The sequence below is a fragment of the Aquirufa sp. ROCK2-A2 genome (assembly GCF_054558485.1).
This window is the reverse complement of sequence record NZ_JBPXKA010000001.1, coordinates 192527-205908: the sequence shown is the minus strand read 5'-3', so window position 1 is coordinate 205908 and position 13382 is coordinate 192527. Positions and strand designations below refer to the sequence as shown.

The window sequence follows — 13382 nt, the reverse complement described above, 5'->3', positions numbered from 1 at the left end:
CCATCTATTCGATTTTCTACGATATATCCCTTATATTTGTCAATTAAATCGAGCAACCCTATGGGATTACCTTTCTTATTTTCTATGCTTATCCTAAGTCCCTGGATTTCAGCACTGATCATAGGATTTTTTCCCAAAAAACTTCAACGATACACTTCCGTATTTTCCATTTTTCTTTCCGGCATTAGTTTCATTTTAGGCATAAGTTTAGTGCTTTTGTTAAAAGGACAAATAGCCAGGGCGAGTTTCCCTTGGTTCACAGTGGGAAAACACTTGTATAAAGCTAGCTTTTTCATCGATTCTCCCGCTCAAATAATGGTCGTTCTCGTGACCTTGGTGGCATTTTTTGTACAAATCTTTTCAAAATCCTACTTAAAAAGTGAGCTTAAAATAGGACGATACTATACCTATTTACACTTATTTGTAGGTGCCATGTTAGCCTTGGTTTTAACCGATCAAATTTGGATTTTTTATGGTTCATGGGAATTAGTTGGCGCATGTTCATTTCTACTTATTGGATTTTGGCACCAAAAAGAACGAGCTAATAAGGCTGCCAAAAAAGCCTTTTTGTTAAATAGATTAGGCGACATAGGTTTACTCATTGGCTTTTTTGCCCTATTTATGCATTTCAAAAGTGACCGTTTTTCCGACATGGACGTGAGTCTTTTTGGAACTGCCCCCTTCTACATTGGATTGGCCCTATTAGCTGGTGGTATTGGAAAATCGGCCCAATTCCCCTTAATGTCCTGGTTGCCAGATGCCATGGAAGGACCAACACCGGCTTCCGCTTTAATTCATGCCGCGACCATGGTTACCGCAGGCGTATTTTTAGGAATTCGAATATTTCCAATTGTTGGAGAAGAAACACACTTAATGATGGCCGTCATTGGAGCCATTTCATTGCTAGCAGGTGCTATTTTTGCTCTTTTTCAAAATGATATCAAAAAAACACTTGCCTATTCAACTATTTCACAAATTGGTTTGATGTGGATGGGAATGGGAAGTGGAGTTTCCCTATTGCATTTGGTGGTTCACGGGATATTTAAAGCAGGGTTATTTTTATCCGCTGGGTATGTCATTCACTATATCCATCACCAAGAATCTAGTAAAAATCTTGATGCGCAAAGTTTAGATCAAATGGGTGGATTAAAGAAATTCATGCCAATCAATACGGTCGCTTATTTCATTTTTGGACTTGGATTGATTGGTATTCCATTTACTTCCGGATTTATTTCCAAGGAAAATTTAGCTGGATATTTGATTGAATACAGTACTCAAAGTGTTTATTCAGGCATTTATATAGCTTTGTTGATTTCTCTTGGATTGGGCATGCTTTTAAGTTCCTTTTATATTTCAAGGCAATTTTATCTCATATTTTTAGGGGAAAACAGGAAAGGTTTGAGCTTCCAAAATACCCCAACGAATTGCCTTCAAATAATTCCTATTATAGTTTTGGCTTGCTTAAGTTTATCTATTTGGATACATTGGAATCCACTCGATGCATCAAATTCAAGTTTATTGCGGCATTTTCAACTAAATATTTACCATGCTCCCGATTATTGGCTGTACATTTCAGCGTTCACATGGATTGGAGGCATAGCCTTTACTTATTTGACAAGAAATTGGATTCCAAGCAATAATTACCAATTTATGCCCAAATTTTGGCCAAACCTGTTTACCATTGTATTTTACAAAAGTAGGATCGCCAATTTGGTTGAAATTAAATTATTCGACAAATCAATCAATGGTATTTATCAATCGCAAGTGGTCATCGCACATCTTTCTGCTTGGTTCGACTCGAAAGTTATTGATGGAATATTGGTTAAATTGACAGCTCAGCTTAGCCAATCAATGGGGATGTATTTTAGTCGATGGCAATCTGGAAAGGTTCGATCATATTGGATCCTTATTTTTATTACGTTTGGACTATTTTTACTTTATTTTTTGATGTAATTTTTACCGAATTAATCGGAATACAAATATGCAAGCATTCTCTATTTTATCCCTCTTAATCATCATACCGCTCATAGGTTCGTTCCTGATTGCTAGCGGAAAATTAGGATCAATCGTTCCAAAGATTGCCAGCCTATTTTCTGGTATTCAATTAGTGTTAATTGCTTATATCTATTTTCTGTTTGATTTCAACACTCCCAATTTTCAACTGGAAGAATCATTCCAATGGATTAATCTGAATTTAGGAAGCTTGGGAGAATTTCATGTGAATTATAACTTAGGTATTGATGGATTAAGTTTAGGTTTGGTCATTTTAACTGGTTTGATCAGTTTTATCGCCATCTTAAATTCTTCAGTCATTAAAGAAAAATTAAATGGGTATTTTTCATTGATATTGCTTTTAAATGCATCCATCATTGGCTGTTTTTTGGCCAAAGACCTTTTTTTGTTTTACATCTTTTTTGAATTCATGCTTTTGCCTATGTATTTCCTCATTGGCATTTGGGGGGGACCAAGAAAAAACTATGCATCCTTAAAATTCTTCATTTATACCTTAGTGGGCTCTTTATTTATTCTAATTGTTATGTTGGGAATGGGAATTGCATATGTAGACCCTTATGAAACGGCTATTAATATTGGACTAATTACAGAAGGCCAAAATTTTGGAATGGAAGGACTACAAGCCATTCAAAATGCAATAGCTAATCAAGAAATTCCTACCAATCAAATAATACACAGTTTTGATATCCAGGCGTTAACGGACCCAAGGAATTGCCAAATTGGAAGTATTCTTCATAGTAATTCTGGCTGGTTATTATCCGGCTATTCGGCTAGATTTTGGGCATTTTGGTTACTATTTATCGGATTTGCGATCAAATTACCTTTAGTTCCTTTACATACTTGGTTACCCGATGCACACGTAGAAGCTCCGACTCCAATTTCGGTTATTTTAGCAGGTGTTTTATTGAAAATTGGAGCCTATGGTTGGTTAAGAATATGCTTTCCATTTTTCAGTGTAGAAGCCGTTCAAAATGCCAATATTTTATCGGCATTAGGAGCCATTTCAATCATTTACGGTGCATATAATGCCTTAGCTATGAGCGATTTGAAAAAATTAGTTGCATACTCCTCCATTTCTCACATGGGATTTGTATTAATCGGAATTGCCTCATTGAATGCCGAAGGAGTTCAAGGCGCCATTTTTCAATCTATATCGCATGGCATTTTATCTTCCATGCTATTTTTGATGGTGGGCGTCATATACGATCGAACTGGAAATCGAAACATCGATAGCTATGCCGGACTAGCTAATCTGATGCCCAAATTTACTGCCATTTCAGGAATAGCGATTTTTGCATCACTAGGCTTGCCAGGATTTTCAGGATTTATAGGTGAATTTTTCAGTTTAATGGGCGGATTTACCAGTATTCATTCACATGCCATTTGGGCAATTTTAGGTTCAATAGGAATTTTATTAGGAGCAGGGTATTTATTATGGACATTCCAAAAAATCTACTTGGGTAAGGTCTATTTAAAAAATGAAAATTGGGTAATGCCAGATTTAACATATTTAGAAACCTTTAGTTTATATTCGTTAGGAATTTTAAGTATCTTGTTTGGAATTTTTCCAAACTTGATTTTTAAAACAAGTCAAATTTTTACTAATAATTTTATAAACCTATTTCAATAAAACATTTAAAACCTAGGCAACATGAAAAGTAATTTCTCAAGAAGAGATATTTTAAAAAATTCGTTGGGATTAGCATCCGTTGGCATGTTAAATACCAATATGGAAAAAAGGTTTCAAGAATCTGACCGTCAAGTTGGTGCAGATTTGAAAGGAAAAGTAAACCACTCAGCATGCAGATGGTGTTATGATAAAATACCATTTGAGGAACTAGTAGTCAATGCCAAGAAAATAGGCTTACAATCGATTGAGTTAACAGGACCTGATGAATGGGATATTTTAAAAAAATATGACATGACAGCAGCCATTGGATGGGGGAAATATCCTGAAGGGATGGGCTTACCCAATTTCTTTAATAAAGTTAAAAACCATGATTTATTGGTTCAATTTTATGAAGATTTAATCCCAAAAGCGGCAAAGGCAGGCGTGAAAAATTTGATCACATTTTCAGGAAATCGAAATGGTTTGAGTGATGAGCAAGGATTAATCAACTGTAAAATGGGTTTACAAAGAATCATGAAAACAGCTGAAAAATATGATGTAACCATTTCTATGGAATTATTGAATTCAAAAGTTAATCACAAAGACTATCAAGCAGATCATACGGAATGGGGTGCTGTTTTGTGTGAAATGGTTGGATCTGATAAATTCAAACTTTTATATGATATTTACCATATGCAAATCATGGAAGGGGACGTAATCGCTACCATTAAAAAGAATTATCAATATATTTCTCATTATCATACAGGCGGTGTTCCAGGTAGAAATGAAATCGATGAAACGCAAGAGTTAAATTATTCAGCTATCATCAAAGCAATTTATGATACAGGTTATAAAGGATTTATAGGACAAGAATTTATTCCTGCAAAAGCCGATAAAATGGCCTCTCTCGAACAAGCTGTTAAAATATGTGACATCTAAATAGAGAAATTGATAATTTTACAATCAAATGATTATCAATCAGTTACCTCTTTAAATTATCACTTTACTTATATTAAATCAAAAAGCCATTTTAATGGCTTTTTTGATTTAAAAACAATGTATTATTTCGGGCAAATATTAAACATACCTGCCCATTATGAAATCTTATACAATCCTATACCTGACCATTTTATGTTTTTGCTTGTCCATTTATACCTCAAATGCACAATGCCCAGAAATCACCAAACAGCCAATTAGTCAAACAGACTGCGAAGGCAATAGTATCCGAATGCTAGTAGAAAGCAATGGAGCCAAATTTCAATGGGAAAAGAAAAGACCCAACGATACTGATTTTAAATCTATTGCTGGTGCTACTAGCTCCAATTATCAAATTTATCCAACTGGCGGAATTGAACATCCGACTGGAACACAGTATCGAGTTAAAGTCTCGTTAAATAATTGTGAAATTATCTCTAATGATGCCCAAATTACCTTGAATACCATTGAATCCATCCTAAATCCATTAATTTGTGAGCGCTCGAATGGCGTTTTGAAAGTTAATATTCCAAGTCAAATTCAAGCAAATGTAAAAAATTACCAATGGACTAGATCCATCAATGGAGGCCCTTTCCAAGATATGGTTGATGATGGGATATTTTCAGGAACAAAAAATTCGGAATTAATTATTAATCAAGCCTCTAGCCAAATTGATGCACATAAAATAAAAATTCGTGTTGAATTCCAGGTAAGTAATAACAATGATAATGAAGGTTCATTAATCAATTTGAATCAAACAGAAACATGCCCTAGAACAAGCAATGAAGTCAGTATCCAAATTAAAACATCTCCTATACCAACACATAGTAGCTCTTTGTTTAAAGGTTGCATAAATAGTCCAATATCTGTGACTTCCAATGGTTGTTCACCCCATACAACTTTTTGGTACAATTCGAATAATGAAAAATTTTCCGAAGGAGCAAAATTTTCATTTGTATCAAGTGATTTAAATCCAGCCACATTCAAAGCAACATGTTTTAAAAATGGTTGCGAGAGTCTACCTAGTAAAGGTACCACTGCACAATCATACATGCCACCCGCTGCTCCTCAAAATGCAGGAACTCCGTTGATTATAAAAAGCGGTTCAAATATTACTTTCAAAGCAAGTGGAGGAACGAATAATATTTGGTATTTAAACGAAGGAGATATGGATTACCTAAGTACTGCAAGCACAATTACGGTAAAAAATATAGTGAATACGGAATCAAATGATCTTATTTTAAGTAGATGGGTTTCCCAAAAAGTAAATGAATGTGAAGGCCCAAGATCAAAATTGGATGTTTTAGTTCCTGCTAAATTAATTGCGAACGCAGGACAAAATACAAAACTCAAAGGAAATGAAAGATATAATACCGCTAACATAGTTACGGCTCAAAAAGGACTAGCCCCTTACCAATATTTTTGGTCAGCATCAGCACCGATCGAGAATCCAAATTCGTCGAATCCAATCATAGGCCCATTTAATTCAACTGGTTTCGTTAAAGTAATTGTTATAGATAGTCAAAATTCGAGTGAAGAACATACCATCGAAATTCAATGGGAAAAAGAAGAGCAGGTAAAACCGATAGAAACCCCATTAGTAACACAAACTCCAATAGCAATAGATACAACTATAAAGGTACAAATACCACCTATAGTTGCTGAAAGTAAACCTGAAATATCTAATCCAGCGACAGTTTCAGCCGCCAATACAACCGAAACAACCATAAATAACAACGTTACAGAAATTGAAAAACAACCTACAGTTGCAAACAATCAGCCGATCGCAGAATCAAAACCAACTCCTTCGACTCCGATTACAGAACCTGAGGTCGTAGTTGTTAATCCTCCTATTAACGAAGCTACCTCAAGCATACCGGTTGCTCTAATTTCTGAACCAGTAGTCATTGCAACTCCAACTGCACCAGTCATCGATTCAGTCGTGGTTGTGAAGCAACCTATCGAGGAACCCGAGGTCATAGTAGTTAATCCGCCTATTAGCGAAGCTACCCCAAGTACACCGGTTGCGCCAATTTCCGTACCAGTGGCAATTGCTGCTCCAACTGCGCCAACCATCGATTCTGTCGCAGTAGTGAAACAGCCGATCGTGGAACCTGAAGTTGAAGTGGTTGTTAATCCACCCGTAATAGAGACAACACCGAGTTCACCCCTTGCCCCAATTTCGGAACCAGTGGCTATTACTACTCCAACTGCACCGGTCATCGATTCTGTCGTGGTTGTGAAACAACCAACCGTAGAACCTGAGGTCGTAGTGGTTGTTAATCCACCTATTAACGAAGCTACTCCAAGCACACCGGTTGCCCCAATTTCAGAGCCAGTGGTCATTGCAACTACACCTGCACCAGTCATCGATTCAGTCGTAGTTGTGAAGCAACCTATCGTGGAACCCGAGGTCGTAGTTGTTAATCCACCTAATAACGAAGCTACCCCAAGCACACCCCTTGCTCCAATTTCTGAATCAGTAGTCATTGCTGCTCCAACTGCTCCAGTCATAGATTCTGTCGTAGTAGTTAAACAACCTATCGTGGAACCCGAGGTCGTAGTTGTTAATCCACCTATTAGCGAAGCTACCCCAAGCACACCGGTTGCGTCAATTTCGGAGCCAGTAGCCATTGCAACTACACCTGCTCCGGTCATCGATTCAGTCGTAGTAGTGAAACAACCAACCGTAGAACCTAAGGTCGTAGTTGTTAATCCACCTATTAGCGAAGCTACCCCAAGCACACCGGTTGCCCCAATTTCAGAGCCGGTAGTCATTACAACTCCGCATGCTCCAGCCATCGATTCAGTCGTGGTTGTGAAACAGCCTACCATAGAACCTGAGGTCGTAGTGGTTGTTAATCCAGCCGTTATAGAGACAACACCGAGTGCACCCCTTGCCCCAATTTCAGAGCCAGTGGTCATTGCCACTCCAACTGCTCCGGCCATCGATTCAGTCGCATTAGTGAAACAGCCTACCGTAGAACCCGAAGTCGTAGTAGTTAATCCGCCTATTAACGAAGCTACTCAAAGCACACCGGTTACTCCAATTTCTGAACCAGTGGTCATTGCAACTCCGCCTGCTCTAGCCATCGATTCAGTCGCATTAGTGAAACAGCCTACCGTAGAACCCGAAGTTGAAGTGGTTAATCCACCTATTAACGAACCTAGTCCAAGTACTCCGGTAGCCCCAATTTCTGAACCAGTGGCTATTACTATTCCAACTGCACCGGTCATCGATTCTGTCGTGGTTGTGAAGCAACCTATCGTGGAACCTGAGGTCGTAGTGGTTGTTAATCCAGCCGTTAAAGAGACAACACCGAGTGCACCCCTTGCCCCAATTTCTGAACCAGTGGTCATTGCAACTCCACCTGCTCCAGCCATCGATTCAGTCGTGGTAGTGAAACAGCCGATCGTGGAACCTGAGGTCTTAGTGGTTGTTAATCCAGCCGTTATAGAGACAACACCGAGTTCACCCCTTGCCCCAATTTCGGAACCAGTGGCTATTACTACTCCAACTGCTCCGGTCATCGATTCTGTAGTGGTTGTGAAGCAACCTATCGTGGAACCTGAGGTCTTAGTGGTTGTTAATCCAGCCGTTATAGAGACAACACCGAGTGCACCCCTTGCCCCAATTTCTGAACCAGTGGTCATTGCAACTACACCTGCACCGGTCATCGATTCAGTCGTGGTAGTGAAACAGCCGATCGTGGAACCTGAGGTCTTAGTGGTTGTTAATCCAGCCGTTATAGAGACAACACCGAGTTCACCCCTTGCCCCAATTTCGGAACCAGTGGTCATTGCAACTACACCTACACCGGCCATCGATTCAGTCGTGGTAGTGAAACAGCCTATCGTGGAACCTGAGGTCGTAGTTGTTAATCCACCTATTAGCGAAGCTACTCCAAGTACTCCGGTAGCCCCGATTTCTGAACCAGTAGTCATTGCTGCTCCAACTGCTCCGGTCATCGATTCAGTCGTGGTAGTGAAACAACCAACCATAGAGCCTGAGGTCGCTGTTATTGTTAATCCACCTATTAGCGAAGCTACTCCAAGCACACCGGTTACTCCAATTTCTGAACCAGTGGTCATTGCAACTACACCTGCACCGGTCATCGATTCAGTCGTGGTAGTGAAACAGCCTACCATAGAACCTGAGGTCTTAGTGGTTGTTAATCCAGCCGTTATAGAGACAACACCGAGTTCACCCCTTGCCCCAATTTCGGAACCAGTGGTCATTGCAACTACACCTGCACCGGTCATCGACTCAGTCCTGGTAGTGAAACAACCAACCGTAGAACCCGAGGTCGTAGTTGTTAATCCACCTATTAGCGAAGCTACTCCAAGTACTCCGGTAGCCCCGATTTCTGAACCAGTAGTCATTGCTGCTCCAACTGCTCCGGTCATCGATTCAGTCGTGGTAGTGAAACAACCAACCATAGAGCCTGAGGTCGCTGTTATTGTTAATCCACCTATTAGCGAAGCTACTCCAAGCACACCGGTTACTCCAATTTCTGAACCAGTGGTCATTGCAACTACACCTGCACCGGTCATCGATTCAGTCGTGGTAGTGAAACAGCCTACCATAGAACCTGAGGTCTTAGTGGTTGTTAATCCAGCCGTTATAGAGACAACACCGAGTTCACCCCTTGCCCCAATTTCGGAACCAGTGGTCATTGCAACTACACCTGCACCGGTCATCGACTCAGTCCTGGTAGTGAAACAACCAACCGTAGAACCCGAGGTCGTAGTGGTTATTAATCCACCTATTAACGAAGCTACTCCAAGTACTCCAGTAGCCCCGATTTCTGAACCAGTGGTAATAATTAAACCTGTTCCAGAGGAAATTATTGAACCAATAAATCCAATATCTGAAGGGATTATGAAGAAATTAACGTTTGAAATAGAAACGAATTGCGATAGCTCTTTCTATCTAATAAAACTTAAAGGATGCGAAAATATTCAAAATGAAAACTATTTTTCTAGCTTAATTCGTAAAGATATAGATGAATTCGAATTAATATTGCAGGGCGATTCAAATAGAGTGGTGCAATTATCTTGCTTGGATTTCAACAAAAAATTTGATTCATTTTATCTTCCTGAAATCAAAAAGCCTATCATTACCATATCTAAAAATTTCGGTGATTTCATATGTTCAAATTCCCCGATAACATTAAAAAGTTATGGCTCTGAACATGCCAACTTTCTCTATTGGGAAAAAGACGGGCATACATATGCAGTAACAGAAAGTTTAAATTCAACGATTGAAAATGGTATGTATCAGGCCGTTTATAAAAAAAATAGTTGCATTTACCGCTCTGAACTAGTAATTATTGAAAGATTCCCAACCATTCAGAAACCGATCATTCAAATCCCTAAATCCGATGTGTGTTTGAAAGAAATGATTGCTTTGACTAGCAAAGAACGGTATTCGTTTTACCAATGGAGCGACTCGAGCAATACTGATAATCTAAAATTTCAACAATTAAAAAATGGGAGATACCCGGTTCAACTTAGAATTAGTAACAATGGAATTTGCTGGTCTGATTGGTCAGAAACAAGGTATATTAATGTTATCAATGCTCCCGCAAAACCAGTAGTCAATTCACAAATCATTGAATTCATACCTAATGATTCAGCAAAAATTAGTGTCAATGAAGTTGGACTAAAATATGAGTGGACAAATGGAAAAACAAGTCCGACCATTTATTCTTCAAAAGAAGAAAATCTCCAATATAGACTTCAAAATATGAATGGTTGTTGGTCGGAATTTAGCGAACCAATAAAAATACGACCGAATCCATCCATCAAAAAACCGGTTACTCTAAATACGCAAGATGAAAAAAATAATGAACAATATTTGACGGTGAAAATTGACAATATTTCAATTTACCCAAATCCAAACAACGGAGAAATAGTAAATATAAACTCAGAAGAAATGTTAATTAATCCAGAAATAAACGTGTATAATCTTAGCGGAGAATTAATATTTGCGAAAAAATATTTAGAAAATTACACCAAAATAAAATTAGAAAACCTAGAATTTAAGAATGGAATTTATGTTATTCAAATAAAAACAAATAATCAAAATAATGTCAAAAGAATCGTTATCATAAAGTAAAAAATAGAAAGGGTTTAGCAATTGCTAAACCCTTTCTATTTTTCTCATTATTCATAAATACCCTTAGCCACTTTCTCACTAATTGACTTAGGTGCAATCCATGCTAGAAATGCCCCTAATTTATTAATAAAACCAGTAATAACTTCTGGTTTTTTAGCAAACATTCCCTCAATTGCCAATTTTGCTACAGCCTCTGGTGTCATAGTAACTTTTTCAGCAGCCTTACGTGCTTTTTCCTGCAAATTCGCGCGATCATTAAAAGAAGTGCTTGTTGCACCTGGACTAACTGCTGTAACTGAAATTCCTCTAGACTTCCATTCATGATGCAAGCCACGCGAAAAATTCAATACAAACACTTTGGTAGCTGCATATAAACTCATTAAAGGAATTGCTTGGTAGGCAGTCGAACTAGCTATATTCAAAATGTAAGTCTGACCTTTACCCTCTAAGATTGGATAGAATCGATAACATAATTCTACCACAGCATTCATATTTACCTGCATCATTTTTTGATGATCAGACAAACTGTATTTTTCAAATGCTCCAACTAAACCATAGCCAGCATTATTAACTAATATCCTAACGTCAACATTCTTTTCAATCACCCATTCATACAGTCTATCAATGGCATCCATTTGAGATAAATCCGCAACTAGAAATTCAACTTCTAAATTAAATTTCTTTTTGATTTCATCTTTGACCATTTGCAATTCATAAGAATTACGAGCAACAATCAATAAATTATATCCTCTTGAAGCTAATTCCAAAGCAATTTCTTTTCCTATTCCTTTACTTCCTCCGGTTATTACAGCGTATGACATACATTAAATTTTAAACAAAGTTAGCACATAAAAAAAGGCTACCATTTCTGATAGCCTTTTTATTTCAATTATTTTTTGGGTGCTACTGCAGGTTCTGGATTAAAATATGCCTTGATATCTGGATCATCAGCTTTAATCTCTTGTGCCTTAGTAAATAGTTCCTTTGCTTTAGCTTCATCTTTAGTTACAGATAAATGATATCCCCCTAAATATTTATAAGCTTCGAAAAGTTGATTTTTATCTTCCTTATATTGAGATGCTTTATCAGCTTTTTGTGTATCCACAGCAGTCAAAAACTTCTCGTAATTTTCACGGCCCAACCATCTTGTTCCATTAAAATCAACAAAGTTATTTGCACGAGCCTTGTTTATATAAAATGGAGGCCACTTGTCATTAATTTCAATCGCTTTGGCAAACATTGAATCAGCTCTCATCGCCATGGCAGGTCGTGCAATGGTATCAGCTTTATTAATATAAGCAGCTGTCAAATACAAATCCATTGCGACTTTGAAGTAATCACCTGAACCTACAGTTTGATTTTTCTTCTTTTTCCAATTGATACTATTCAAACCTGCTGCAGAAGCGTCTAAATATCTCTTTTGTTTATAACGTATATCATGAATCATGGAATAAACATTGTTATTGGTATCTAAAGGTGCAGCTTTTTCGAAATAAGCAATTGCCAATGAATCCTTGCCTAAACCTTGATAACCTTTTCCAAAATAAATGTCATCTTGGTAAAAAGGCTTAACGCCACGTTTCACCATTCCATCTAAGTTATCAATTCCTTGTTGAAAGTTACCCATCTCAACATTTGAATATCCACGCATTCTAAAGATATCATTATCCTTCACACCCTTTGATTCAGCCTCACCAGTGTATTTCATTGCTCCTTCATAATCCTTTGACAAGAACAATAATTTAGCGGTTTCTAATGTAACTTCTGGAGTAGCTTCAGCTTTCTCTAAATATTTTCTAAAATAACGGGAAGCATTTTTATATTGATTACCTACGATTAAATACTCACCATAACGCTTAATACCCGGGGCATAGTTCGAATCCAAATCTAAAGCCTCCTTGTATCTTGATTGCGTTTCCTTGTAATTTTTACCACGTAAATAAACTACACCAATTTTAATTTTGGCCTTGACATTTTTAGGGTCTTGTAAAATAGCCTGCTCATAAGCAGTTACCGCATTACCTCCGTCATTCTTGATTAAATATGCGTCACCTTTAACAATATACTGCTCCGGAGTCGGCAATTTCTTAGTTTTTTCTTGAATCAAATCAATCAAGCGAATCGCTTCAGCTGGATCATTATTAGATGCATTGAAACTATCTTCTTTACCTAAAATGTAATACATTTCATATGCCTCAGCGATACGATATAAAATTTCAGGATTTTTCGATTTAGTTTCAGCTAAAATACGATCAAACTCAACCTTTGCTGCATTTACATTATTTTGGCCCACTAAAATGGAAGCTAAACCTACCTGATTTAAATAATTTTTAGGATCAGCCGCCTTTCCTTTTTCAAAAGCATCCTTGGCAGCATTCCAATCACGTCTGTGTAAAAAATAATACCCTAGATAAAAATAATTTTCACCTGTTGGAGCCGAAGCCACTAACGATTCAAACACTTGTTTGGCTCTATTGGGTTGATGACGGTCTATGAAATTGACACCATCTTGTACAGTTTGACCAAAAGCGATATTGGATACGATTAGACCCAATCCCAAAATCCACGATTTCATTTTCTTCATTGTAAATAAAAATTAAAAGCTTTAATGTTATATTCTTAGGCTTGCATTGAAAAAATTCAACTAAATACCGAAAAAGTTAA

At 37.6% G+C, this 13382-nt stretch carries 6 protein-coding genes; 4 read left to right on the top strand and 2 right to left on the bottom strand.

Going from position 1 to position 13382, the window contains the following annotated elements; translation table 11 throughout:
* Nucleotides 1-60: 60 nt before the first annotated feature.
* The 4 genes from V7S76_RS00945 (at nucleotide 61) to V7S76_RS00930 (ending at nucleotide 10718) form a co-directional block, all read left to right on the top strand.
* Nucleotides 61-1953, top strand: a complete 1893-nt coding sequence (locus V7S76_RS00945; protein WP_459508127.1) for an NADH-quinone oxidoreductase subunit 5 family protein — start codon at nucleotides 61-63, stop codon at nucleotides 1951-1953.
* Between the two features lie 28 nt (nucleotides 1954-1981).
* A complete protein-coding gene (locus V7S76_RS00940) occupies nucleotides 1982-3643 on the top strand; it encodes a complex I subunit 4 family protein (RefSeq protein WP_459508126.1) in 1662 nt (553 codons plus the stop codon).
* A gap of 21 nt (nucleotides 3644-3664) precedes the next feature.
* Complete coding sequence (locus V7S76_RS00935) at nucleotides 3665-4561, top strand: hydroxypyruvate isomerase family protein (protein ID WP_459508125.1); 897 nt, start codon at nucleotides 3665-3667, stop codon at nucleotides 4559-4561.
* A gap of 157 nt (nucleotides 4562-4718) precedes the next feature.
* Nucleotides 4719-10718, top strand: a complete 6000-nt coding sequence (locus V7S76_RS00930) for a T9SS type A sorting domain-containing protein (protein WP_459508124.1) — start codon at nucleotides 4719-4721, stop codon at nucleotides 10716-10718.
* A gap of 47 nt (nucleotides 10719-10765) precedes the next feature.
* On the opposite strand, the gene V7S76_RS00925 is transcribed toward V7S76_RS00930, so the two are convergent.
* Nucleotides 10766-11539, bottom strand: a complete 774-nt coding sequence (locus V7S76_RS00925) for an SDR family NAD(P)-dependent oxidoreductase (protein ID WP_459508123.1) — start codon at nucleotides 11537-11539, stop codon at nucleotides 10766-10768.
* Nucleotides 11540-11607: 68 nt separating this feature from the next.
* The gene (locus V7S76_RS00920) at nucleotides 11608-13302 is read right to left on the bottom strand and encodes a tetratricopeptide repeat protein (protein WP_459508122.1); all 1695 of its coding nucleotides are present in this window, start codon (nucleotides 13300-13302) and stop codon (nucleotides 11608-11610) included.
* Between the last annotated feature and the right edge of the window lie 80 nt (nucleotides 13303-13382).

Coding starts and splice junctions, on each gene's coding strand:
- V7S76_RS00920 (WP_459508122.1), bottom strand. CDS start 13,302: ATGAAGAAAATGAAATCGTGGATTTTGGGATTGGGTCTAATCGTATCC.
- V7S76_RS00925 (WP_459508123.1), bottom strand. CDS start 11,539: ATGTCATACGCTGTAATAACCGGAGGAAGTAAAGGAATAGGAAAAGAA.
- V7S76_RS00935 (WP_459508125.1), top strand. CDS start 3,665: ATGAAAAGTAATTTCTCAAGAAGAGATATTTTAAAAAATTCGTTGGGA.
- V7S76_RS00930 (WP_459508124.1), top strand. CDS start 4,719: ATGAAATCTTATACAATCCTATACCTGACCATTTTATGTTTTTGCTTG.
- V7S76_RS00940 (WP_459508126.1), top strand. CDS start 1,982: ATGCAAGCATTCTCTATTTTATCCCTCTTAATCATCATACCGCTCATA.
- V7S76_RS00945 (WP_459508127.1), top strand. CDS start 61: ATGGGATTACCTTTCTTATTTTCTATGCTTATCCTAAGTCCCTGGATT.